Source organism: Streptomyces roseirectus, from assembly GCF_014489635.1.
Taxonomy (GTDB): Bacteria; Actinomycetota; Actinomycetes; order Streptomycetales; family Streptomycetaceae; genus Streptomyces; species Streptomyces roseirectus.
Genome location: NZ_CP060828.1, coordinates 9,521,607 through 9,544,741 on the forward strand (window position 1 = coordinate 9,521,607; position 23,135 = coordinate 9,544,741).

Annotated in this window: 20 protein-coding genes; 11 read left to right on the forward strand and 9 right to left on the reverse strand. The window is 71.4% G+C overall.

What is annotated here, in order from left to right; genetic code table 11:
• Positions 1-133: 133 nt before the first annotated feature.
• From IAG44_RS41025 to mdlC, 3 genes are all read right to left on the reverse strand, one after another.
• Positions 134-1,417 (reverse strand): MFS transporter, encoded by a 1,284-nt coding sequence (locus tag IAG44_RS41025; protein ID WP_187752086.1) that lies wholly within the window; start codon positions 1,415-1,417, stop codon positions 134-136.
• A 62-nt stretch (positions 1,418-1,479) separates the two neighbouring features.
• Positions 1,480-2,934: a benzaldehyde dehydrogenase gene (locus IAG44_RS41030; protein ID WP_187752087.1), complete on the reverse strand. Its 1,455-nt coding sequence runs from the start codon at positions 2,932-2,934 to the stop codon at positions 1,480-1,482.
• A gap of 67 nt (positions 2,935-3,001) precedes the next feature.
• Positions 3,002-4,582 carry a benzoylformate decarboxylase gene (mdlC, locus tag IAG44_RS41035; protein ID WP_187752088.1) on the reverse strand — a complete coding sequence of 527 codons (1,581 nt, stop codon included), beginning with the start codon at positions 4,580-4,582 and terminating at the stop codon, positions 3,002-3,004.
• 105 nt (positions 4,583-4,687) lie between these two features.
• Here mdlC and IAG44_RS41040 point away from each other — a divergent pair, with 105 nt between their 5' ends.
• Complete coding sequence (locus IAG44_RS41040) at positions 4,688-5,620, forward strand: LysR family transcriptional regulator (RefSeq protein ID WP_187752089.1); 933 nt, start codon at positions 4,688-4,690, stop codon at positions 5,618-5,620.
• Positions 5,621-6,020: 400 nt separating this feature from the next.
• Here the strand turns inward: IAG44_RS41040 and IAG44_RS41045 are convergent, their stop codons facing one another.
• Both IAG44_RS41045 and IAG44_RS41050 read right to left on the reverse strand, forming a co-directional pair.
• Complete coding sequence (locus tag IAG44_RS41045) at positions 6,021-6,656, reverse strand: SGNH/GDSL hydrolase family protein (protein WP_246562922.1); 636 nt, start codon at positions 6,654-6,656, stop codon at positions 6,021-6,023.
• Positions 6,657-7,019: 363 nt separating this feature from the next.
• A complete protein-coding gene (locus IAG44_RS41050) occupies positions 7,020-7,391 on the reverse strand; it encodes a winged helix-turn-helix transcriptional regulator (protein ID WP_187752091.1) in 372 nt (123 codons plus the stop codon).
• Positions 7,392-7,483: 92 nt separating this feature from the next.
• Here IAG44_RS41050 and IAG44_RS41055 point away from each other — a divergent pair, with 92 nt between their 5' ends.
• Both IAG44_RS41055 and IAG44_RS41060 read left to right on the forward strand, forming a co-directional pair.
• On the forward strand, positions 7,484-8,323 hold the full coding sequence (locus IAG44_RS41055) for an SDR family oxidoreductase (protein WP_187752092.1): 840 nt from the start codon (positions 7,484-7,486) through the stop codon (positions 8,321-8,323).
• A gap of 100 nt (positions 8,324-8,423) precedes the next feature.
• Complete coding sequence (locus IAG44_RS41060) at positions 8,424-8,672, forward strand: hypothetical protein (protein ID WP_187752093.1); 249 nt, start codon at positions 8,424-8,426, stop codon at positions 8,670-8,672.
• A gap of 24 nt (positions 8,673-8,696) precedes the next feature.
• On the opposite strand, the gene IAG44_RS41065 is transcribed toward IAG44_RS41060, so the two are convergent.
• Positions 8,697-10,283, reverse strand: a complete 1,587-nt coding sequence (locus IAG44_RS41065; protein WP_187752094.1) for an alpha/beta hydrolase family protein — start codon at positions 10,281-10,283, stop codon at positions 8,697-8,699.
• A 220-nt stretch (positions 10,284-10,503) separates the two neighbouring features.
• Here IAG44_RS41065 and IAG44_RS41070 point away from each other — a divergent pair, with 220 nt between their 5' ends.
• Positions 10,504-11,685 (forward strand): sensor histidine kinase, encoded by a 1,182-nt coding sequence (locus IAG44_RS41070; protein WP_187752095.1) that lies wholly within the window; start codon positions 10,504-10,506, stop codon positions 11,683-11,685.
• Positions 11,682-12,344 (forward strand): response regulator, encoded by a 663-nt coding sequence (locus tag IAG44_RS41075; protein WP_187752096.1) that lies wholly within the window; start codon positions 11,682-11,684, stop codon positions 12,342-12,344. Before IAG44_RS41070 ends, IAG44_RS41075 begins: the two co-directional genes overlap by 4 nt.
• A gap of 383 nt (positions 12,345-12,727) precedes the next feature.
• Here the strand turns inward: IAG44_RS41075 and IAG44_RS41080 are convergent, their stop codons facing one another.
• Positions 12,728-12,931 (reverse strand): hypothetical protein, encoded by a 204-nt coding sequence (locus tag IAG44_RS41080; RefSeq protein ID WP_187752097.1) that lies wholly within the window; start codon positions 12,929-12,931, stop codon positions 12,728-12,730.
• 201 nt (positions 12,932-13,132) lie between these two features.
• On the opposite strand from IAG44_RS41080, the gene IAG44_RS41085 reads away from it, so the two are divergent.
• Positions 13,133-14,317 carry an alcohol dehydrogenase catalytic domain-containing protein gene (locus IAG44_RS41085; protein WP_187752098.1) on the forward strand — a complete coding sequence of 395 codons (1,185 nt, stop codon included), beginning with the start codon at positions 13,133-13,135 and terminating at the stop codon, positions 14,315-14,317.
• 25 nt (positions 14,318-14,342) lie between these two features.
• Here IAG44_RS41085 and IAG44_RS41090 read toward each other — a convergent pair whose 3' ends face one another.
• The gene (locus tag IAG44_RS41090; RefSeq protein WP_187752099.1) at positions 14,343-14,486 is read right to left on the reverse strand and encodes a hypothetical protein; all 144 of its coding nucleotides are present in this window, start codon (positions 14,484-14,486) and stop codon (positions 14,343-14,345) included.
• A gap of 120 nt (positions 14,487-14,606) precedes the next feature.
• On the opposite strand from IAG44_RS41090, the gene IAG44_RS41095 reads away from it, so the two are divergent.
• Complete coding sequence (locus tag IAG44_RS41095; RefSeq protein WP_187752100.1) at positions 14,607-15,080, forward strand: DUF5709 domain-containing protein; 474 nt, start codon at positions 14,607-14,609, stop codon at positions 15,078-15,080.
• Between the two features lie 58 nt (positions 15,081-15,138).
• Here IAG44_RS41095 and IAG44_RS41100 read toward each other — a convergent pair whose 3' ends face one another.
• Complete coding sequence (locus tag IAG44_RS41100) at positions 15,139-18,759, reverse strand: LamG-like jellyroll fold domain-containing protein (RefSeq protein ID WP_187752101.1); 3,621 nt, start codon at positions 18,757-18,759, stop codon at positions 15,139-15,141.
• 281 nt (positions 18,760-19,040) lie between these two features.
• Between IAG44_RS41100 and IAG44_RS41105 the strand changes: the two genes are divergently transcribed.
• The 4 genes from IAG44_RS41105 to IAG44_RS41120 are packed head-to-tail and all read left to right on the forward strand — an operon-like array spanning position 19,041 to position 23,105.
• Positions 19,041-20,060, forward strand: a complete 1,020-nt coding sequence (locus tag IAG44_RS41105; protein WP_187752102.1) for a LacI family DNA-binding transcriptional regulator — start codon at positions 19,041-19,043, stop codon at positions 20,058-20,060.
• Positions 20,061-20,116: 56 nt separating this feature from the next.
• Entirely contained in the window at positions 20,117-21,364 is a 1,248-nt protein-coding gene (locus IAG44_RS41110; protein WP_187752103.1) for a sugar ABC transporter substrate-binding protein, read from the forward strand.
• On the forward strand, positions 21,361-22,299 hold the full coding sequence (locus IAG44_RS41115) for a carbohydrate ABC transporter permease (protein ID WP_425508504.1): 939 nt from the start codon (positions 21,361-21,363) through the stop codon (positions 22,297-22,299). Before IAG44_RS41110 ends, IAG44_RS41115 begins: the two co-directional genes overlap by 4 nt.
• Positions 22,296-23,105, forward strand: a complete 810-nt coding sequence (locus IAG44_RS41120; RefSeq protein WP_187752104.1) for a carbohydrate ABC transporter permease — start codon at positions 22,296-22,298, stop codon at positions 23,103-23,105. Before IAG44_RS41115 ends, IAG44_RS41120 begins: the two co-directional genes overlap by 4 nt.
• The last annotated feature ends 30 nt before the right edge of the window (positions 23,106-23,135 follow it).

The window sequence follows — 23,135 nt, forward strand, 5'->3', positions numbered from 1 at the left end:
CGCCGATACGGAGGCCGCCGAGGCGGGTATCCGGCCGACGTATTCCATGGGTTCAGTGGCTGTCGGGGTTCTTCACCGCATCCCGGAAGGGCGGTACGGCCCGTTCGGTGCCGTACCGCCCTTCCGGGATGGGTCAGACGGCGGGTTCGGCGGTCGGCGCGGCCGCGGTTGCCTCCGCCTGTGCCGCGGCGGCCCGGCCGGGCAGGGTGAGCACGGCCAGGAATCCGGCGACCGCCACGGCGGCGAAGAAGTAGAACCCCCAGGGGTGGCCGATGCCTGACGCCACGAGGGCACCGGTGATCGACGGGCCGACGATGGAGCCGATACGGCCGATGCCCGAGGCCGAGCCGAGAGCGGTGCCGCGGACCGAGGCCGGATAGAAGTTCGTCACGTACGCGTAGATCAGCACCTGGGCGGAGAAGACGAACACGCCGGTGAGGAAGACAACGGTGTTGAGGAGCAGGTCGCTGTCCATCCTGATGCTGAGGCAGGCCAGCATGGCCACCGATATCGCGAACCAGCCGAGCGTGGTGGGCTTGATACCCCGCCGGTCGGCCACGAAGCCGCCCAGCACCAGGCCGGCGACCCCGCCGACGTTGAGGATGAGCAGTTGGGTGACCACTGTGGGGATGGGGTAGCCGGCGTCGTTCATGAGCTTGGGCAGCCAGGTGTTGAGGCCGTAGACCAGGAGCAGGCCCATGAAGGACGCGACCCAGATGCCGATGCAGGCGCGGAGGTAGGCCGGCTTGAGGAGTTCACCGAATGCGACGCGCTGTGAGGCGGGCGCTTCCTTGGCATGGACGAACGCCTCCGACTCCGGCAGGCGGAACCACTGGATGACCGCGACGACGAGTCCGGCGACGCCGAGGACGTAGAAGAGGACCTGCCAGTTGTCGGTGACCTGCAGGGCCAGCAGGGACGTGATCACGGCACCGGTGTGGTAGCCGGTCATGGTCAGAGTGCTGGCGCGCGCCCGGCGTGTGGCGGGCATGACCTCGGCCATCATGGTCAGCGACACCGGCATGCAGGCGCCGAGACCGATACCGGCGAGGAGCCTGAGTGCGGCGAACATCTCGAAGGAGGTGGCCAGGGGCAGCAGGAGGGTGAGGACGGAGAACTCCACCACCGAGGCGATGAGCAGCAGACGCCGTCCGAAGCGGTCGGCGAGCGGGCCGACCAGGAGGGCGCCGATGGCGACGCCTACGAGGGAAAGCGTGGCGACCGTGGTGGCGTCCGCGGCCGTCATGCCCAGGTGCTGGGTCTTGAGCAGGGTGGGGATGATGGCGCCGAGGACGACGAGGTCGTATCCCTCGAGCATGACGGTGATCCAGCACAGGACCACGGTCCAGACCTTGCGGGGCGATGTGCCTGTTCTCGAGGCGGCGCCGGTGGTGTCCGGTGAGGTGGTGGGTGTCATGGCTGCGTTCCCTCTTGAGCGGCTACGGGGGACGAGATGGCGGGGCGGACGGGGAGCGGGGATCAGAACGGGTAGTCGGCGATGTCCGGGCGGACGGTGACCCACTGGGCCTCGGTGAAGGCCTCGATGTTGGCGGCGGCTCCACCGAAGCGGGACCCGGTGCCGGATGCCTTGACTCCGCCGAACGGGGCGTTGGGCTCGTCGTCGACGGTCTGCTCGTTGATGTGGATCTTGCCGGAGTCGATCCGGTCGGCGAGCTTCATCGCCGTACCGACGTCGCCGAGGATGCCGACGGACAGGCCGTACTCGCAGTCGTTGACGATCCGCGCGGCCTCTTCGAGCGTGGAGAAGCCGATGACGGGTGCGACGGGGCCGAAGATCTCCTCGCGCCACGCCCGCATGTCCGTGGTGAGGCCGGTCAGGACGGTGGCCGGGTAGCCGGCGCCGTCGATCTCGCCGCCCGCGGCCAGCGTCGCGCCCGCCGCGACGCTGTCGGTGACGATGCCGTGCACCCGCTCCAGCTGCCGCCGGTCGATGATCGGGCCGAGCGCCACGTCCTCGCGGGCGGGGTCCCCGACGGGCAGAGCCCGGGCCTTCGAGGCCAGCGCGGTGCTGTACTCGTCGAGCAGCGACTCGTGCACGATGTGGCGACCGGTGGTCATGCAGATCTGCCCCTGATGCAGATACGAGCCGAACGCACCGGCGGAGGCCGCCTTCTGCACGTCCGCGCCCGGCAGCACCACCAGAGCGTTGTTCCCGCCGAGTTCGAGGTGGGCGCGCTTGAGCAGACGGCCCGCCTGCTCACCGATCGCGCGGCCGACCGGAGTGGAGCCGGTGAAGGAGATGACCCGTACCTCGGGTGCCTCGACGACCGCCTGGCCGACCGCGCTGTCGCCCGGCAGCAGGTGCAGCAGTCCGGAGGGCAGCCCGGCCTCCTCGAAGATCCGGGCGATGACCACACCACCGCTCACCGCCGTCCGCGGGTCGGGCTTCAGCAGGACCGCGTTGCCGAGCGCCAGCGCGGGTGCCACCGAACGCAGTCCGAGGGCGAGCGGGAAGTTGAACGGCGCGATCACGCTCACGACGCCGGCGGGGCGGCGCCGGGCGAACGACCAGCGAACCTCCTCGGACGTCAGTACATCTCCCTGGGGATGCGTGGGCAGGGCCGCGCACTCGAACGACTCGCCGATCGCCAGCCGCACCTCGAACGCCGCCTTGGCCCGTACCGAGCCCGCCTCGCGTATCAGCCAGTCCTCGATCTCCGCGGCGCACTCGGTGAACAGCTCGCCCGCGCGGCGCAGTACAGCCGCTCGCTGCTGCGGGGGCGTGGCCGCCCAGGTCCGCTGCGCCTCGGCGGCCCGGGTGGCGGCGCGGCGCACGTCCTCGGGCGTGGCCAGGCCGACGGTACCGAGCTGCGCGCCGGTCGCCGGCTCGGTGACCTGGTGCTCGCGGGTGGCGTCCTGCCAGCCGTCGCTCAGGAGTTTCTTGCTCCAGACGTCGTTGTCCAGGAGTGTCATCGGTCTTCCTTCCGTCATCCGAGGGGGACGACTTCTGTGAGGTGTGTTCGTGGGGTGGGCGTCGTGGTCAGGACGGTGTCGTGAGCGCTGTGTCGACCTGGACGAGCCGGGGTCCGTCCGGGCGCCGGGACAGCACCGCCCGTAGTTCGTCCACGCTCTCGACGTGCTGGGCGGACACGCCGTAGCCCTCCGCGATACGGGTGAAGTCCAGGCCCGGGATGTCCATGCCCGGTGCGTCCGGGACACCCAGCAGGCCGCTGAACCAGCGCAGCGCGCCGTAGGTTCCGTTGCGCAGCAGCACCACGGTCACGGGCAGTCGGTGCTGGGCGGCCGACCACAGGGCGGTGATGCCGTAGTTGGCCGAGCCGTCCCCGATCACGCCGACGACCGGCCGGTCGGGCTGGGCCATGGCGACCCCGACGGCGCCGGGCAGCCCGAAGCCGAGTCCGCCCGCTGCCGGGAAGTAGTAGGAGCCGGCCCGCCGCAGGTCCATCTGGCGCCACCATGAGGAGTTCGTCGAGGTCGACTCCACCACGTACGCCGTGTCGTCGGGCAGTTCGTCCCGGAGGGAGGCGAAGACCTCCTCGGGATGCAGCCGCGTCCCTTGCCCGGTGGCCGGCTCGGGGGCGGGCCGGTAGTCGGCCGTCGGCTCCGTCGCCGCGTCGAGCTCTTTGAGCAGCAGGTCGATGACGGCGGCCGGGTCGGCGACCAGAGCCTCGCCCATCGGCGCGCGGGCGGCGGCGGAGGAGTCCTCCGTGACCTGGATCAACCGGGTGCCCTCGGGCAGATACCGGCCGGGCAGGTACTCGTGATAGCGGAAGACCGGTGCCCCGAGCACCAGTACGAGGTCATGACCCTCGAAAGCTCGGGAGGCGGGTTCGATCCCCGCCGGCAGCACCCCGCGGAACTGCGGGTGGCGGTTGGGGAAGGGCAGCCGGAACAGCGACGGTGCCGCCCACACCGCAGCGCCGAGTCGCTCCGCCAGCCGCACCGCGTCGTCGAAGAGACCGGCGGAGTCGATGTCACCGCCCAGCACCAGCGCGGGCCTGCGCGCGGCGGTCACCGCATCGGCCAGTCGGCGCCCCTGCTCCGCGCCGGGCACCGCGGCGCGGTGCACCTGCCGTTCCAGCACGGCTGACGCGTTCTCACCCGCGTCCACCGCCCAGTCGTCGTAGGGGACGGAGAGGTAGGTGGGCCGACGCTGCAACCGCGCCTCGAAGACGGCCTGGGCGAGGGCCCGGGGCACGTCCTGGGCACATGCCGGTTCGGCGGCCCATCCGACGAGCGGCTTCATCAGCGACGGGGCGTCGACGTTGGCGAGGTTGGCCTCCGGTCCGATGGCCGGCCGCACCTGCTGGCCGGCCACAACGACCAGCGGAGTGCGCGAGGCCACGGCGTTGGTGAGCGCGCCCATCGCGTTGCCGGAGCCGGCCGCGGCGTGCAGGTTGACGAGCACCGGACGTCCCGTGGCCTGCGCGTAGCCGTCGGCCATGCCCACCACGGCACCCTCGTGCAGCCCCAGGACGTACCGGAAGCCCTCCGGCAGGCCGGTGAGGAAGGGCAGCTCGTTGGAGCCGGGATTCCCGAAGACGGTGGTGAGCTCCTGCCGTTGGAGGAACTCATGGCAGACACTGCGCACGGATGGCACAGACGTTCCTTTCGCAGCGACGTCGAAGTGACGCAGGCCACGCTAGGCATCGCACGACATTCGGGCTAATAAATGTTGGCCGGCCGCGATATAGGCTCGCTCGATATGAGCAGCTTCGATCTCAACCTCGCCCGCGTCTTCGTGCTGCTCTACGAGACCGGCAGTGTCACGGCGACGGCGGAGACGCTGCACGTCACCCAGCCCACGGTGAGCTACAGCCTGGCCAAGTTGCGCCGGCACTTCGACGACGAGCTCTTCCGGCGCACCGGCCGCGGCCTGACCCCGACCGCCGGCGCCCAGCGCCTCTACGAGCCCTTGCAGCGCGCGCTGGCCGGCATGGACGCGGTGATCCGCCAGGACGACGACTTCGACCTGACCGCCATGTCCGGGCGTTTCACCATCGCCCTCTCCGACCTGGGCCAGGCCACCCTGCTGCCCCGGCTGGCCGCGGCGGCCCGCGAGCGGGCTCCCGGTGTGTCCTTCACCGTCCGCCCGCTGGACGTGGAGGCCGCGGAGAGCCAGCTGCGCCGCGGTGAACTCGACGCCTTCGTCGCCACCCCGGTCCTCACGTCCCACCGCACCGTGCGCATCCCGCTCTTCCACGAGCGCTACGTAGGTATGGTCGCCTCCGACCATCCGCGCATTCGCGGCGCCTCCGTCACGCTGGCAGATCTTGCGGCCGAGCACCATGCGACGGTGTACGGCCCGCACGGCCACGTCGTGCCCCGCTTGCTCCTCGCCACGCACGGCCTCCTGGATCGCGTCGCCGTGGACGCGACCCGCTTCACGGTGCTGCCCTACCTGCTGGAACACACCGACCTCTTCGCGATCGTCCCCGAATACGTCGGCGAGGTGTTCACCGCCTCCCACCGCCTGCGCCTCGTGAGGCTCCCGTTCGACACGGAACCGATCGAAGTGGCGCTGTACGCCCGGCACGAGGCATCACGCAGTCCGTCCCAGCGGTGGCTGGTGCAGTTCATGGCTGATGTCCTGGGGGAGCTGGTCAGCCCTGCACAGCTGCCGCCAAGCGCGGGCTGAGCGGTCGGCCGCGCTCTCGCCATGCGCGAAACGCGCCGGTCGTGTCTTGCCGGGCGGCCTGGTCGGCGGCGCGGACCTGATGGCGGCCACGCACCTCGAACCTGATTTCAATCCCCGGGCCAGGGGCTGACGGTGTCTGACCATGAAGGCGTTCGTTGGGACGGGTATGCCGATTCGTTCCCTGGGTGAGAAGCTGTGTCAGAACCGGCGATCTGTGACGCTCCGTGGTGTGCGCCGATAGTGACGGGGTTCCTTGAAATCAGCCCCCCGTGATCGGCTCCGCCTCAGAGTGGCTCTGCTTCATTCTTCGGCGAAATCGCGAGTGCCCAGGAGCGGAGCTCCACAGGTGAGAGGGACCGCCCGCCAGCCGGCCCCCGCCTGGGGCATTGCGGCCGAGTTGTCATGCGACCATGCGCAGCCAGGCCTCCGCGAGTGCGGCGTGACCGGCCGGCGTCGGGTGCACGCCGTCCGCAGCCCAGTACTCCGGCCCGGTCGTCGTGGCGAGCTCGGCGAACATGTCGTCGGCGGCGAGCAGATGCGCGCCGTACTTGTGGGCGAGCTTGCGCACGACCCGGATCTTCGGGTCCAGGTCGGTGCGCCATTCCTTTCGCTCGTCGTCTCCGATGAGGGCGTAACCGGCGCCGGCCTCGACGACGCCGTGGATCGGCAGAAGGAACGGCTCGATGAGGATCAGCTTCGTGCCCGCCTCGGTGAGAGGTGCGAGCAGGCGGTCATAGCCTGCTTCGAACTCCTCCGCGGGGATCACGTACCCCTTCGGGTCCAGCGTGTGCCAGCCCATGTCGTTGACACCGACGAGGATCGAGACCACGTCCGGCCGTGCGTCGAGTACGTCTGTCTGCCAGCGGGCTTCGAGGTCCATCACCTTGTGGCCCCCGATCCCGGTGTTCAGCCAGGTCACGGGTCGGTCCGGGTGCTTAAGCCCCCATTCGCCCGCGATGCGCAGCGGGTAGCCGAACCCGAGGCCGTCTTCGCTCTCCAGTCGTTGGCAGTCGGTGATCGAATCGCCGGTGAACATCACGGTGCTTCCCGGTCGGACAGTGATAGTCATGTGCGCTCCTTGAGTTCGGCTGAGGAAGAGGACCTCTCGAAAGGTGCCAGACTCCACCGACATCGGACCGACAGTCCCCCGATATGCCGCCGACACCACGGCCTCCTGTGGTGCGACCTGCGGCACCCGCGCGGACGCGGGCGGAGGTTCGTCGCGCGGCCCTCGAAGGCTTCGGGTAGATGACGTTCGAGGTGTAGCTCACGCGGCCAGGACGACGGCTTCGGCCGGCCGGGGAGCGGCGGCTGCCGGATCTCGGGTGCGGCCACCGCGCCGGGAGCGGTGGGCGCCCGGCCGGGCGCCCGTTCACGAGATGTCCGCAGCCCGGTACGGTCAGCCCGCACCGGGCCGCGACAGCCGCTCGGTGATCCGGTCGAACAGCTCCGTCAGCGGCTCGCCGACGTCCTGGCCGAACTCGGTCAGCCCGTAGGTGACCTGGGGCGGCGTCGTCGGCTCGACCTTCCGCCAGACCAGGCCGTCCTGGACCAGCGCGCGCAGGGTCTGGGCGAGCATCTTCTCGCTGATCCCCTGGATGCTCTCGCGCAGCTCGTAGAACCGCAGGCTGTTGCTCCGCAAGGAGATCAGCACCCAGATGCCCCACCTGCTGGTCACGTGGTCGACTACATCGCGGGCGAGGCAGTCGGTGTGAAACACGTCATACCGCTTCCCTGCCTCGGCCTGTCTGTGCTGCGAGCCTCCCGTCATGTCGTGAGCTTACCTTCAGGTACGTCCTTACGAAGAGTTAGCCCGTGCTCTTAGCGTGCGGACCGCAGAGGACATCCGACAAGGAGCTGATCATGATCGTGGTGACTGGGGCCACCGGGAACATCGGCCGGCCGTTGACGCGGGCGCTGGCGGAGACGGGCCATCAGGCGACGGCGGTGTCACGGCACACGGCGCAGGTGCCGGACGGCGTCCGCCACGTGGTGGCCGACCTGGCCGAGCCGGCCGGTCTCAAGCCCGTGCTGGCCGGGGCGAAGGCGTTGTTCCTGCTGCTGTCCGGTGACCTGCACGCCATTGGAGCCAGCCCTGCCGACATCATCGGTGAAGCCGCGGCCGGCGGGGTCCGCCGGGTCGTCCTGCTCTCCACGCTGGGCGTGGCGACCAGGCCCTTCGGCCGAACGCGGATCGCGATGCGCGCGCTGGAGGACACGCTGCGGGAGTCCGGCCTGGAGTGGGCCGTCCTGCGGCCGGGCGGCTTCGCCTCCAACGCCCTGTGGTGGGCCGAGTCCGTCCGCACGCGACGGGTCGTCGCCGCGCCCTTCGGCGACATCGGAGTGCCGGTCATCGACCCGGCGGACATCGCCGCGGTCGCGGCGGCCTGCCTGCTGGAGGACCGGCACACCGGCGGCGTGTACGAGCTGACCGGCCCGGAGGTGATCACTCCGCGCCGGCAGACGGAGGCCATCGCCACCGCGCTGGGCTCGCCGGTGAGGTTTCACGAGCTCACCCGCGACGAGGCCAAGGCCGCCATGACCCAGAGCATGCCGGCGGAACTCGCCGACGACACCCTGGACATCCTCGGTTCCCCGAGCCCGGCCGAGCTGCGCGTCAGCCCGGACGTCCAGCAGGTCCTCGGCCGCGCCCCGCGCCCCTTCGCCGACTGGGCCGCCCGCAACGTCGACGCCTTCCGCTGAGGGTCACTGCCACCGGTGGCCGGCCGTCGCGCCGGGCGGACCACCCGGCCTCCGGGTACGGGTGCTCCGCCCGGCGCGACACCCGTGAAGGGTGCCGCCCATGTGGCGGATCCGCAGGACCGGATGCGATCAGCCGTCGGACTCCTACACGGGTACCGACAACTCCGTCCAGGGGCGGGTCACCTCCACCACTGGCACGTACGTCGTGATCATGAAGCCCGCCGGCGGCACCCACTGGATCACCGAGGACCCGGAGCGGACCGAGGAGGGCAACGGCTACGTCCGCCACTGGCACCACGAGTACACCGCCGACTGGAAGGTGTTCGAGGGCGAGCCGTACCCCTCCTGAGCCCACGGTCCCTTCCCGGACCGGTCAGTCGTCCGTCTCCGGAGTGCGGCGGTCGGGACTCGGTGTCGTGACCGGGGTGAGCCGGGTGGGCCGACAGCGGCGCGAACAGCGAGGGTCGGCCGGGCGGTGGACGCTGAGCGTGCCGTAGGGCGACAGCGTGTCGGCCAGGTCGCCGGGTGTGTGCCGCAGGGTGGCGTCCAGGAAGGCGAGGGTGGGCGCGGCGACGGCGCGGACGCTCCCGGTGCGGCCCAGGGAGCCGACGATCGAGGGGACCGGGGGCAGGTAGAGGGGGCCGTCCATGAAGGTGAGGTGGGCGGCGCCGGGGAGGGTGAGCCGGTAGCTCGTCGTGGTGTTGGAGGCGAGGGCCCGGGTGAGGCGGGGCAGGTAGCGCGGGTCGGTGTTCGGGGTGATGGCCTGGGTGAGGGCGAGCACCGGCTGGCGGAGGGCAGGGGAGACGGCGCCGTGGGGGTAGCCGTCCAGGTCGATGACGGCGGTGAACCGGGGGTCCTTGCGGGCGGCCTGGAGGGCGGCGGCGCCGCCCATGGAGTGGCCGGTCACCGCTGCCCGGCCGGTGTCCAGACGTCCGGCCAGCGAGTCGTTTCCGATGGAGGCACCGCGGTTCAGGTCCTCCAGCCGGGTGAGGACGAAGCCGAGGTCGGCGGCTCGGACGGCCGTCCAGTCGGCCGCGAGTGCGTCGTCCGCGTCCCGGTCTCCCGTGGAGGCGGTGACGGCGTGGACGGTGCGGCCGTCGTCCAGGACGACCGCCGCGGAGTCGTAGGGGTGGTCGAGGGCGGCCACCACGTAGCCGTGGCCGGCCAGTTCCTCCGCCCAGGCGGTGTTCTGGGTGCGCACTCCGCCCGCTCCGGGGGAGAACAGCACGACGGGGAACCGTTCGTCCCCGCCGGCCACCGGGGCGTCGACGACCGCGTGGGTGCGGGCCTGCGGCAGTCCGTCGGTCAGGAAGCCGGGCAGGCCGACGGCGTCGGCCAGGGCGGCGGAGACGGTGCGTGCCTCTTGCCGGGTGCGTCCGAGGTACTGGGCCCGGCGTACGCCCGGGGGGCTCTTGCGCGCGGGATACCAGAGCTGGACCACGACCGTGCGCCGGTCGTCCGGGTCGGCGGTGAAGGTCTCGGGGCGGTTCGGGTCGGTCCACTGCACCACTCGGGTGCCGACGGCGAAGGGGCCCGACGGCTCGGGGAACACGGGCACGGGAAACGCCCAGGCGGCCACCGGCCCGGCGGCGATCAGACCGAGGCAGGCCACCGACCCCGGCAACGCCAGCCACCACCGCGCCCGCCACGCCCGTCGGCCGGGACGGCGCCGGAGCGCGCGCAGCAGCGGGGAGACGGCGAACGGCAGCGCGACGCCACCACCCACCAGCACCGGCGCCACCTGCCAGCGGATCCCCACCACACCCAGCACGATCACGGACAGCACGAACGCCGTCCCCGCCGCGATCGTGACGTGCCGACGGGCGGCAGGGGGAAGCCAGCGCGCCACCACCAGCGCGACGGCGCCCAGCACGGCGAAGAACTCGGGAGGGGACATGAGGAGTCCCGCGATCGTCTCGGTCACGCCGACATCCTCGAAGCGGCGCACCCGGTGACGCATCGGCCCCCGGTCTCCGGCACCCGCTACCCCGGTCGCGAACGCGCACGTCACAAGCGAGGCCGCGGTGCGACCACAGTCGGTGTCCGTGCTCCTCCTGCGGTCGTACTCCGGCACGGTGCCCTCCGACGCCGGACGCATGTGCGCCGCCGCCCTCGCCCCCTACCGTGGCAGGAGCCCCGCTCCGGGACGGGGACGCATCAGCAGAAACAGGGACGCGATGATGACGGAGGCTGACGCAGGGCACGACCACGCCCACCCGGTACGCCCCGCGCGTCGCGCGCTGCCACCCGCCCCGCTCCTGCTGACCCCCCTGTTCCTCCTCCACGTCGCGGCCACACACGCACCGCACGAACTCCCACCGGCCGCAGCCCTCACCATCGCCCTCACGCTGCCCCTCCTGTGGCGGCACCGCGCCCCACGCGCGGTGTTCGGCGCCGTCGCGGCCGCAGCCCTCGTCCAGTGGCTGGCGAACCTCCAACTGCCCGCGGACGTGGCCCTGTTGGTGGCCCTCTACACGGTGGCCGCGCACGCGGGCAGACGCGCGACGCTGGTCGCCGCCGCAGTCGTCGAGGGCGGGGCTCTGCTGGCGTGCCTGCGGTGGGCGACGGACGGCGCGTTCCTGGCGCCCTTCGTCGCGCTGAGCGCGACCGTCGTCGCCACGGTCGCCCTGGGCACGAACGCGCGGACCACGCGCGCCCATCTCGCCGCCCTGGAGGAACGGGCCGCGCGCCTGGAACAGCACCAGGACCAGCAGGCACGACTGGCCGTCGCCGAGGAACGGACCCGCATCGCCCGGGAGATGCACGACATCGTCACCCACAACCTGTCCGTCATGGTCGCCCTCACCGACTCCGCCGTCCAGACGCGGCACCGGTCACCCGACAAGACCACCGCCACGCTGCTCCAGGTCTCTGAGACCGGACGGCAGGCCCTGACCGACATGCGGCGCACGCTCGGCATCCTGCGGACCGACGAACCCGACGCGCACCGCCACCCCCTGCCCGGCATCGCCCAGCTCGACGCCCTCGCCGACCGGATGCGCGCCGCCGGTCTGCCCACCCGCCTCGACGTCTCCGGCGGCCACGCCCGCGTGCCCGCCACCGCCCAACTGACCGTCTACCGCCTGGTCCAGGAAGCCTTGACCAACACCCTCAAACACACCCCCGCCGCCACCCGGGCCGACGTCCGGATCCGGTGCACCGCCACGACCGTCACCGTGGACGTCACCGACAACGGCCCCCGCCGCCTCCCCACCGACGCCCCCTCCGGCCAAGGCATCCCCGGCATGTGCGAGCGCTCGGCCGCCTACGGCGGGACGCTGCGCGCCGGACCGCTCCCGGGCGGCGGCTGGCACGTCCACACCCGCCTCCACCTCGACAGCGACGGAGCGACGCCCGCATGACGATCCGCATCCTGATCGCCGACGACGAAGCGCTGCTGCGGATGGCCTTCACCACGATCCTCGACGCCCAGCCCGACATGGCACCCGTCGGCGAGGCCGCGGACGGCGCCGAGGCCGTGCGCCTCGCCCGGGAACTGCGCCCCGACGTCGTCCTGATGGACGTCCGGATGCCCGGTACCGACGGCATCGAGGCGACCCGCCGGCTCACCGAACACTCGCCCCGGAGCAAGGTCCTGATCCTCACCACCTTCGACCTCGACGAGTACGCCTTCGCCGGGCTCGCCGCCGGAGCCTCCGGATTCCTGCTGAAGAACACCAGGCCCGAGGAACTGCTCACCGCGATCCGCGACGTGGCCGCGGGCGACGCCGTTCTCGCCCCGAGGATCACCCGCCGCCTGCTCGACGACCTCCGCCCGCACCTCCGCCACGGGAGCCGCACCGTCCACGACGAACGGCTCGGCCGGCTCAGCACGCGCGAACGCGACGTCCTCGTCAAGGTCGGCAGCGGCCTGTCCAACGCCGAGATCGCGGCCGCCCTGCACCTCGCCGAGGCGACCGTCAAGGCCCATCTCGGGCAGATCCTGCGGAAACTCGGACTCCGCGACCGGATCCAGGCGGTGATCTTCGCCTACGACAACCGCCTCGTCCACCCGACCTGACACCATCGCCCCGGACGACGAAGCGAGCCCGACCGCTGCCGGTACCTTCGTGCGGCTCACGACGCCCGACTCCCTCGCGGCGATTCGGACGCTGCCCTCTCGTACGGTCCCTGCCCACCGCGGGGCTGACCTCCGCTACCCCGGGTTCGAGCCGCGCCTCGACTACGGCCGGGGCACCGACACCCCCGTCGACCGCATCAGATTCGCCGAGTGCCCAGGGCCTGGTTCAACACCGGCGGCATCGTCGTCCTCCCCGAAGCCGACGGAGACGGCCGAGCCGACTGGGTCAGAACCGCCCGCAACGGCGCGGTGGGAAGCCGCGATCGCCGCCTCCACCGTCGGCGGGGACGAAACCGGCAGCCAGGTACCCGGCCCCGTAGCGGTCATCGGGACGCGCGCTGCGAGCGCCACGCCGCCGGGAACGCGATGCCGAGAACCCCGCCCGCGCCGCTGCCGAGCACCAGTCCGATCGCCAAGTTGCCGAAGACGGCCGGCCCGAGCACGAGCCCGGCTGTGATGCCGATCAGCATGCCTGCCACAAGCCCTGTGCTGAGGGAGGGTACGCGGGTCTCCTCGTAGTTCGTCACACGGTCATTGTGCCGAACGAGCCTTCGGAGACGAGAGCCGATACGGCCAACCTTCGACGTGGGCCAGACCGTGAAGAACAAGCTCGGCCGGGTGGGGCGCCGACCGGAGCCCGCCCCGGCCTCGCCGCTCTTGGACGGGCGGTCTGTTCACCGGCCCGGTGGGTACCCGGCGGGGACACCCACACCCGGAGGTGACCGACGATGCGTGCCCTGACCTGGCACGGGAAGCGTGATGTGCGTGTGGAGGAGGTGCCGGACCCGAAGGTGGAGCGGCCGGACGACGTGATCGTGGAGGTGACGTCGAGCGGGATCTGCGGCTCCGACCTGCATCTGTACGAGGTCTTCGGGCCGTACCTGGAACCCGGCGACATCCTCGGGCACGAGGCCGTCGGTGTCGTCGCCGAGACGGGGCCCGAGGTCACCGGCGTCGCGGTCGGGGACCGTGTCGTCGTGCCGTTCAACGTCTCCTGCAACCACTGCTGGATGTGCCGCCAGGGCCTCCAGTCGCAGTGCGAGACGACCCAGGTGACCGAGACGGGCAGCGGCGCCGCGCTGTTCGGCTACACCAAGCTCTACGGACAAGTCCCCGGCGGACAGGCCGAGTTGCTGCGCGTGCCGTTCGGGAACACCCTGCCGATCAAGGTGGAGCACGGCCCGCCGGACGACCGGTACGTCTACCTCTCCGACGTCCTGCCGACGGCCTGGCAGGCGGTCGAGTACGCGGACATCCCGCCCGGCGGCTCCGTCACCGTCCTGGGCCTCGGCCCGATCGGCGACATGGCCACCCGCGTCGCCCGCCTGCGCGGCGCGGACCTCGTCGTCGGCGTCGACCGCGTGGACGCCCGCCTGGAACGCGCCCGGCGGCTCGGCACCACGGTCGTCGACCTGCGCGAGACCGGCACGGACGCCGGCGACGCGGTCCGCGACCTCACCGGGGGCCGGGGCACGGACGCCGTGATCGACGCCGTGGGTCTTGAGGCGCACGGCGCGCCCGTCGCGCAGGCCGCGCAGTGGGCCGTCGGCCTGCTCCCCGGCAAGCTCGCGCGCCCCCTGATGGAACGCGCGGGCGTGGACCGCACGGCCGCCCTGTACGGCGCGGTCGACGCGGTGCGCCGGGGCGGCACCCTCTCCCTCAGCGGCGTCTACGGCGGCGCCGCCACCCCCATGCCGATGCTGACGATGTTCGACAAGCAGCTCACGATCCGCATGGACCAGGCCAACGTCTGGCGCTGGGTGGACGCCATTCGCCCCCACCTCACCGACGACGATCCCCTCGGCGTCGACACCTTCGCCACCCACCACCTCCCCCTCACGGAGGCGCCGTCCGCCTACGCCGCGTTCCAGACGAAGACGGACGGCATGATTAAGACCCTCCTCAGGCCCTGACCCTCCGCAAGGCCCTGACCGGCGCTCACTCCCCGCCGGCCTGCTCCTGTGCCCGCTTGTTCGGCGAGGTCGCGTCGCCCGCCTCGCCGCTGCGGCGCACCCGCCCCGCCCGCCTGAACGCGTCGGCGATCCGCTCCGCCAGAGTCCTGTGGCCGTCCTTGTCACGCATGACGTTCCTCCCTACGTGTGTCTTGTCACTCCCGGGTTCCCCGTCCGGCGCAGGTGCATCATCCGGCCGGTTCCAGGTACTCCGGTGACAGGCCACCGTTCACGAACAGGAGGTAGAGAAGTGAACGACCCCGGCAGCGCGGACGACGTCCACCAGCCCGGCGGCGACAACGAGGAGCAGGAGGACGCGGCGCCGCTGGACCTCCAGGACGCCGTCGACGAACGCGCCTACGACGACCTCCTCGACGAGGGGTACTCGCCGCCGGAGAAACCCCTCGGCGTCAACCGCAGGGGCACCACCGCGCGGGAACAGCGCGAGGGCGAGCCCTTGGAGGAACGACTGCGGCAGGAGACGCCGGACCCGGGGCCCGAGCCCGGTGACGGCGTCGGGGATCTGCCCGGCGGGGAGGGCGAGCCGCGCGACGACGAGACGGGTGACCGCCGTGCCGGTCGGCTGGTCGCCCCCGACGAGGGCGTACGGACGGACACGACGCCCGAACTCCTCGCCGACGACAAGGGTGTTGACGGCGGCGCGGCGGGCGCGGAGGAGGCGGCGGTGCACATCGTGCCGGGCGAGGACGAGGGCGAGCGGTGAAGGGGTCCGGCCCGGTCGCCGGGGGAGGCGGCCGGGCCGGAGTCGGTCAGCTTCTGGCTCAGCGCACCTCCCGTGCGTACGGCGCCACGACGATCCGGTCGATCAGCGGCGCGAACCGGGAGCGCAGCAGCACCCCGGGGAACGTGTCCGACGCGTAGGACGTCCCGTCGAAGTTGGGCAGCTCCTCCGAGCGGAACGACACCGTGTTCGCGCCCTTCTTCAGCTGCACCGGCACGGTCAGCTCCCAGAAGTTGTCCTGGTGGAAGCTGTGGGGGAAGTTCACCCGCCGGGGAGCGGCGCCGTTGACGGAGAGGTCGGCGTGGCGGGCCAGGGGGTCGGGGTTGTAGTGGGTGGCCGGTGACTGCTCGGGGTTGGAGTAGCGGATGCGCAGCGCGTACAGCCCGGCCCGGTCGGCGTCGACGGTGAACGTCGCCGTGTTGGTGTTGCCGGGGTCGCCGCCGACCCCGGTGATCGCCGTCCCGCCGGTCGCGAGCGGCAGCGTCGTGAGGCTCGCCGACCCCGCGAGGACGGCGTCGCCCGCCTCGTAGGTGCGCGCCGGGAGCCGGCCCGCGGTCGGTGTGACCGCGAGGCGGTCGACCAGCGCCGGGTTCGAACTCCCCGTCAGGGTCACCTTGTTGACGCCGCCGGAGAGGGAGACGGCGACCTGGCGCTTGCCGGGGCCGAGCGTGAGGACGTCGTTGCCGTTGACGGACAGCCGCGCGCCCGCGCCGCCGACGGCGTCGACCGTGAGAGTGGCCTCGCGGTCGGCGGGGGAGTACACCCAGAACGTAGCCGTCTGCCCCCGCCCGACCCGCGCGCCGCCGGCCCCGGTGAGCGCGGGCCCGTACACGGGACGCGCCCCGCCGCCGAGCCACGCCAGCTCACCCTCGTACACCCGGGTGCCGGCCGACGGGGACGGCAGGGACAGCGTGACGCGGTCCACGAGCGCGTCGCCCTTGGTCGCGCGCGTGCCGTCGAGGCTCTTCGCGGCGAGCGTGAGGGTGTGCCGGCCCTTGGTGAGGCGGACCTTGGCGTCGGTGTGGTCCCAGACGACCCACTTGTAGCCGAGCGGCAGGTACAGCTCCTGCTCGGCGGCTCCGTCCACGCGCAGGAACACGTTGGTGGGGCCCTGTTCGCTCACCTTGTCGTACGTGTTGAGGGAGTTGGCGAAGACGCTGAGGTCGTAGGTGCCGTCCTCGGGCACGTCGACGGTGAAGTCGAGCGTGACGTCGGAGCCGGTGCGCAGGCCGCCGACGTCGTAACTGCCGGAGGTGTAGAACCTCGACACGTCGCGCGGGGAGCCCTCGGGCCCGTTCTTGGAGTACCCGGACCCGGTGTGCGCGGCGTCCTCGGCCTCGTAGGAACCCTGCCACCGCACGGGCGCCGCCTGCGCGTTGAGGGCCTTGCCGGCCGGGCTGAGGACGATCTCGTACGCCGAGGACTCCTTCAGCGCGGGCAGCGTGCCGTCACCGAAGTCGACGGTGACCGTGCCGTCGGCCGCGACCTTCAGGTTCTTCTCGGTGATCAGCTTGGGACCGGAGTTGTCGCCGATCTGCCCGCTCCACTCGATCTCCCGCACCCAGGCGTGGACTTGAGAGCCGAACACCTTCTTCGGGACGCCGGAGAACGTGATGTTCCCCTTGCCGGCGGACCCGCCGAAGATCAGCCGCGCCTGCTTCTTCGCCTCGTCGAGCGTGGCCACGCCCTGCATCGTGTAGTTCTGGCCCGGGAACGGCGGCGTCACGGAGACGGTGTGCCCGCTCATCGAGGCGTACGAATTGAGCAGCCACCACTGCCCGTTGCCCCGGTTGGACTGCACGGCCGAGTCGGAGAGGTTGCCGTCGATGTTCCAGTACGCGATGTCGGCGTCCACCTTGGACTCCTCGATCGCGGACACCCACTGGATCATCTGGCCCGGCACCGAGGTGTGGTAGTTGAACGCGTACTCGTTGATGTTGACCGGCAGCGGCCCGATACCCAGTTCCTTCTCCCAGGCGCGGTACTTGGCGACGCTCTGCCGCACCGCCTCCGGGTGGCTCAGCTCGTGCCAGGTGATGACGTCGGGCATCGTCTTGGCGGCCTTCGCGTGCGTGAGGAAGCCCTTCACCTGCTCGTACAGGATGCTGGTGTTGGGGCCCGCGATCCGCGCGTCCGGAATCCGGCTCTTGATGAGCTTGTACGCGGAGTCCCACGCGGCGAAGTAGGCGGCCGGGTCGTCCAGCCAGCTGACCTTGTCGTAGCTCCACTCGCCGGTTCCGTACATGTTGCCCTCGGGCTCGTTGAACGGCACGAAGACGATGTTGTCCCGGTACTCCTCGGGCAGCCGCAGGACCTGGTCGACCTGCTTGGCCATCTTCTCCTCGTACAGCTTCACCTTCTCGGCGGGCGTGCTGCCGGGCCACTGGTAGGGGAAGCCGCGGTGGATGTCGGTCATGTAGATGTAGACGTCGCCGTCGGTGGAGTCCGCGAGCGGCTTGACGACCTCCAGTGCGTCGGCGCCCGGGTGCTGCGGCCCGTCCTGCGCCTTGGTCGAGACCGTCCGCAGCCCCATGCCCTCGATCAGGTTGTTCGTCGGGACGTCGGGCCCGTACACCCCGTACAGCGTGCCCGACGCGCCGCCGTGGAACGCGCCCGTGTTTGTGGCGAGGTCGACGGTGAGCTGCCCCTCGCGCACGACGGTGACGCTCGCCGACACCGCCTGCCCGGCGGACCGTCCGGCGACGGTGAACGTGCCGGGCTTCGCGTACTTGTCGGCCGGGACGGCGTCCCAGGTGACCGGCACGTCGCGGTCGTAGCCGTCGGAGAAGGAGGCGCGGATGACGGCGGGCAACGGCGGGGGCGTGCCGGTCGCCGTGCGGAGGTCGAAGGCGGTCTGCGAGAGGCGCTGGAGCGTGGGCGGCGCGGTGATCCGGCCGGCCACCTGCTCGGCGGTGAGGGCGGTGTGCCAGACGGCGAAGTCGTCGATCGCGCCCTTGAACAGGGGGTCCTGGAACCAGGACTTGCCGATGTGGCCCGAGGTCGTCGCCGAGGCGCCCACCAGGTCCTTCGCCTTGATGCCCGTCTCGGCGGAGGAGACGGCGACGCCGTCGAGGTAGGTGGTGATGCGGCGCGCTCCGGTGTCGAGGGTGACGGTGACGGTCCGCCACTGCTCGGCGGGCAGCGGCGCGTACCCGGACACCTGCGCCTCCGCGCCCCCGCCGCCCAGGCTGACGGCCGTGCGCAGGACGCTGCCGTTGGAGGGGGTCGTGAACAGGTACGTCGTGGTGTCGGTGCCCAGGTCGAAGATGCGCTGCCAGCTCGACGCGTCGGTGCCCCACCTCACGCGGGCCGAGACGGTCAGGTCGGCGGCGTCGCCCACGACCTCGCGGGGCAGCCGGACGTAGGCGCCCGTCGAGGTGGGCGCGCCGCCGGGCAGGGCGAGGGCCTTGCCGCCGGTGGCGCCCGCGACCGACTGGGCGGTCTGCGGGTTCACCAGGGTCGCGGTCAGGTTGTTGCCCGAGGTGTCGGTGATGCGGCCGGAGGCGGGGTCGTCCTGGTCGAAGGTGTAGTGCGCGACGGGCGCGGGCGCGTCGGCCGCCTGCGCGGGGACGGCGGGAGTGGCCAGCAGGCCCGCGCCGAGGGCGAGCGCCACGGCGGCCGGGGCGCGGCGCCGGGCTGATCTCTCATCGGGGGATGGCATGGATCGCGTCCTCAATCCTTGGGTCGGCATGCGTCGAACCGGTTCGATCGAGCGGGGGAGAAGCGGTGCCCGGGAGCGGGGGAGGGATCAGTTCATCGAACCGGTTCGGGAAGCTAGCACCGGCCGGAGCGCCCGGCAATCCCCCCGACACAGGCCGTTTTCGGCGGGAAGGAAGTCCCGCCAGGGGTGTTGACACACGTTCAGGTGCTTCCTACCTTCACTTCACGCGAACCGGTTCGACGATCGGCCCGCTGAGAGAACCGGTTCGACGAAGGAGTCCCGTGAACATCGGTGAGATCGCCCGGCGGGCCGGTGTCTCCCGGAGCACCGTCTCCTACGCCCTCAGCGGCAAGCGCCCCGTCTCCGACGACACCCGGCGCAAGATCCAGCACGTCATCGACGAACTCGGCTACCGCCCCAACGCCAGCGCCCGCGCCCTCGCCAACGGCCGCACCTCCACCATCGGCCTGGTCTTCCCGCCCGCCGGCCCCCACTACACCGGCATGCAACTCGACTTCATCGGCAGCGTCGTCGAAGCGGCCGCCGCCCACGACTACGACGTCCTGCTCTCCCCGAGCGGCGTCGACAGCGACCGCTCCTTCCAGCGCCTGCTCGGGGAACGCCGCGTCGACGGCGCGATCCTCATGGAGATCCGCCTCCAGGACGACCGGGTCGAGCACCTGGCCGCCCTCGACTTCCCCGCCGTCACCATCGGCCGCGTCGCCCGCCCCGAGACCACCTGGTGGGTCGGGCTCGACCACACCGCGCTCGCCGCCGCCTGCGTCCACCACCTCGCCGACCTCGGCCACCGCCGCATCGCCCTCCTCAACCGCCCCGCACCACTCCTGCGCGCCGGCTACGAGTCCGCGCACCGGGGCCTCGACGGCTTCACCAAGGCCGCCGCCGAACGCGGGCTGACCGTCCGCGCCCACTGCTGCGGCGACGACGCGGCCTCGGGCCAGGCGTGCGTGGAGCGGATCCTGTACGACGACCCCGCGACGACCGCCCTCGTCACCCTCAACGAGGCCGCGCTCGGCGGCGTGTACCGGGCACTCGCCCAGGCCGGCCGGCACGTCCCCCGCGACTTCTCCGTCACCGGCGTCGTCGCCGCCCGCTGGGCCGAGACGGTCACACCACAGCTCACCGCCGCCGACGTACCCGCCGAGGAGATGGGACGGCGCGCCGTCGACCTGCTGGTGGAACGCCTCGACAAGCCGGACGCCCCGCCCCGCCACCACCTCCTGACGCCGCCGATCTCCCTGCGGGCCAGCACCGGGCCCGGCACACCGGCGAAGCCCTAGCCGCACGGGCCAGCACTCAGGCACACCAACGGATATTCACCAAAGGACCCCTCGCGATGAACAGTTCCGCCAGACAACGCCGTCTGACCGCCGCCACCTTGACCGCCCTCGCCGTCGCCGTGAGCGCGACCGCCTGCTCCTCCGGCTCGGACAGCGCCGGCGGCAAGGACTCCGACGGCGGCACCTACACCGTCTGGGACCCCTACCCCCAGTTCGCGAAGGACTCGGCGTGGGTGAAGCTCCTCGACCGGTGCGGCACCGAGGCCGGGGTGAAGGTCAAGCGGACCGGCTTCGACACCAGCGACCTCGCCAACAAGACGCTCCTCGCCGCCCAGCAGGGCAACTCCCCGGACGTCCTCGTCGTCGACAACCCCGTCGTCTCCACCCTCGCCGAGGCCGGCGTCCTCACCACGACCGCCGAGAACAAGCTCGACACCTCGCAGGCCGACCCCAACCTCCTCGCGGCCGGCCAGTCCGGCGGCAAGACGTACGGCACCCCGATCGGCGCCAACACCCTCGCCCTCTACTACAACAAGACGGTCCTGAAGGCGGCCGGCGTCGACGTCGCCACGATCAAGGACTGGGCTTCCCTGACCGCCGCCCTCGACAAGGTCAAGAAGGCCGGCAAGAAGGGCATCACCTTCTCCGCGATCGGCACCGAGGAGGGCAGCTTCCAATTCCTGCCCTGGTTCTGGGGATCGGGCGCCCAGCTCACCCAACTCGACTCCGCGCAGGCAGAGTCGGCGCTCACCCTCTGGAAGGGCTGGCTGAAGAACGGCTACGCCCCCAACTCCGTCCTCAACAACACCCAGACGACCAGCTGGCAGGAGTTCGCCACCGGCGACTACGCCTTCGCCGAGAACGGCACCTGGCAGCTCGCGAACGCGGAGAAGGCCGGCTTCGAGTACGGCGTCCTGCCCATCCCCGGCGCAAGCAGCGCCTCCGCGCCCGCCCCGACCGGCGGCGAGTTCGTCACCCTCCCCGTCCAGGACGACACCGGCCGCTACGCCACCTCCCAGAAGCTCGCGGCCTGCCTCACCAGCGAACAGGGCCTGTACGACACGGACTCCGCGCTCTCCTACGTCGCCCCCACCGCCGCCGTCCAGGCCAAGCAGGTCGCCGCGAACGCCGCGCTGAAACCCTGGGTGGAGGCCGTCAAGTCGGCGAAGGGGCGCACCAGTGACGACCTCGGCACCACGTACCCGAAGATCTCCGAGCAGTTGTGGAAGGCGGTGCAGTCCGCGCTGAGCGGATCCAAGTCGCCCAAGGACGCGCTGAAGTCGGCGCAGGGCGCGGTCAAGTGACGCAGCAAGCCGTCGCGTTGACGAAACCGAGGGAGCTTCCGGCGAGCCGCCGTCCGCGCTCCACCCAGTGGGCGGCCTGGGCGTTCCTCACCCCGGTCACCCTCTACCTCGCCCTCTTCTACGCCTACCCCCTGTACCGCAACCTCGATCTGAGCCTGCGCCACTACACCGTCCGCTCCTTCGTGCGGGGCGACGCGCCCTTCACCGGCCTCGACAACTACCGCACCGTCCTCGACGACCCGACGTTCGCCCCCGCGCTCGTCCACACCGCCCTGTTCACCGGGGTCTGCCTGGTCTTCCAGTACGCCATCGGGCTCGCCCTCGCGGTCTTCTTCAACCAGCACTTCCGGCTCTCCGCGACGCTGCGCGCCCTGTTCCTCGTCCCCTGGCTGCTGCCGCTGATCGTGTCCGCGTCCACCTGGTCGTGGATGCTCAACAGCGACTCCGGGATCGTGAACGCCGCGCTGAAGGCCGTCGGGCTCGGCTCGGTGAACTGGCTGACCTCGCCGTCCTGGTCGCTGGTCTCGGTGATCATCGCGAACATCTGGATCGGCGTGCCGTTCAACCTCGTCGTCCTCCACAGCGGGCTCCAGTCCATCCCGGCGAGCCTGTACGAGGCGGCCTCGCTGGACGGGGCGAACGCCTGGCAGCGGTTCTGGTCGGTCACCTTCCCGCTGCTGCGGCCGGTGTCCGCGATCACCCTGCTCCTCGGGCTCGTCTACACGCTGAAGGTGTTCGACATCATCTGGATCATGACGAAGGGGGGCCCGGCCGACTCGTCGACGACGTTCGCGACCTGGTCCTACCAGCTCGGGTTCGGCAACCTCCTGCCCGCGTTCGGGCCCGGCGCGGCCGTCGGGAACCTCCTGGTCGCCGCCGCGCTCGTGTTCGGGTTCGTGTATCTGCGGGTGCAGCGGAAGCAGGCGACGGCATGAGGAACGGCTGGAAGACCGGCATCGGAGTGCTGCTGACCGGGATCATGCTCTTCCCGGTCTACTGGATGGTCAACGTCTCGTTCACCCGCGACCAGGACATGCGCAAGAGCCCACCGGACCTCTTCCCGACGCACGGCACGCTCGCCGGGTACCGGACCGTCCTCGACGACCAGCTGCCCTACCTCGGCACCAGCCTCGTCATCGGGCTCGGGACCGTCGTCCTCACCGTCGCGCTGTCCGCGCCCGCCGGATACGCGCTGGCGAAACTCCGCCCGCGCGGCGGAGGCGTGCTGAGCTTCGTACTGCTCGCCGCGCAGATGATCCCCGGAATCATCATGGCGATGGGGTTCTACGCGATCTACCTCCAGCTCGGGGTGCTCCAGTCCGTGCCGGGGCTGATCGTCGCGGACTCGACGCTCGCCGTGCCGTTCGGCGTGCTCATCTTCACCGCGTTCATGTCCGGGATCCCCGGCGAACTGCTCCAGGCCGCGCGGACCGACGGCGCGGGCACACTGCGGACGTTCTGGTCGATCGTCCTGCCGATGAGCCGCAACGCCGTCGTCACCGTGTCGCTGTTCGCCTTCCTGTGGTCCTGGTCCGACTTCGTGTTCGCCAGCACCCTCGTCAACGGCGGGGCCCACGAGCCGATCACGCTCGGGATCTACCACTACATCGGCAACAACAACCAGGAGTGGAACGCCGTGATGGCCACCGCGGTCGTCGCCTCCCTGCCCGCCACGGTGATCCTCGTCCTCGCCCAGCGCTACGTCGCCGCGGGCGTCACCGCAGGCGCGGTCAAGGACTGAACTCCCCTCCGCCCGACCCCAGTTCCAGAA

Bases quoted from the DNA above. Each gene is read 5' to 3' on its own strand.
- IAG44_RS41120 (WP_187752104.1), top strand. From the start codon at position 22,296: ATGAGGAACGGCTGGAAGACCGGCATCGGAGTGCTGCTGACCGGGATC.
- IAG44_RS41025 (WP_187752086.1), bottom strand. From the start codon at position 1,417: ATGACACCCACCACCTCACCGGACACCACCGGCGCCGCCTCGAGAACA.
- IAG44_RS41100 (WP_187752101.1), bottom strand. From the start codon at position 18,759: ATGCCATCCCCCGATGAGAGATCAGCCCGGCGCCGCGCCCCGGCCGCC.
- IAG44_RS41090 (WP_187752099.1), bottom strand. From the start codon at position 14,486: ATGCGTGACAAGGACGGCCACAGGACTCTGGCGGAGCGGATCGCCGAC.
- IAG44_RS41075 (WP_187752096.1), top strand. From the start codon at position 11,682: ATGACGATCCGCATCCTGATCGCCGACGACGAAGCGCTGCTGCGGATG.
- IAG44_RS41030 (WP_187752087.1), bottom strand. From the start codon at position 2,934: ATGACACTCCTGGACAACGACGTCTGGAGCAAGAAACTCCTGAGCGAC.
- IAG44_RS41065 (WP_187752094.1), bottom strand. From the start codon at position 10,283: ATGCGTCACCGGGTGCGCCGCTTCGAGGATGTCGGCGTGACCGAGACG.
- IAG44_RS41050 (WP_187752091.1), bottom strand. From the start codon at position 7,391: ATGACGGGAGGCTCGCAGCACAGACAGGCCGAGGCAGGGAAGCGGTAT.
- IAG44_RS41040 (WP_187752089.1), top strand. From the start codon at position 4,688: ATGAGCAGCTTCGATCTCAACCTCGCCCGCGTCTTCGTGCTGCTCTAC.
- IAG44_RS41060 (WP_187752093.1), top strand. From the start codon at position 8,424: ATGTGGCGGATCCGCAGGACCGGATGCGATCAGCCGTCGGACTCCTAC.
- IAG44_RS41045 (WP_246562922.1), bottom strand. From the start codon at position 6,656: ATGTTCACCGGCGATTCGATCACCGACTGCCAACGACTGGAGAGCGAA.
- IAG44_RS41085 (WP_187752098.1), top strand. From the start codon at position 13,133: ATGCGTGCCCTGACCTGGCACGGGAAGCGTGATGTGCGTGTGGAGGAG.
- IAG44_RS41070 (WP_187752095.1), top strand. From the start codon at position 10,504: ATGACGGAGGCTGACGCAGGGCACGACCACGCCCACCCGGTACGCCCC.
- IAG44_RS41055 (WP_187752092.1), top strand. From the start codon at position 7,484: ATGATCGTGGTGACTGGGGCCACCGGGAACATCGGCCGGCCGTTGACG.
- IAG44_RS41110 (WP_187752103.1), top strand. From the start codon at position 20,117: ATGAACAGTTCCGCCAGACAACGCCGTCTGACCGCCGCCACCTTGACC.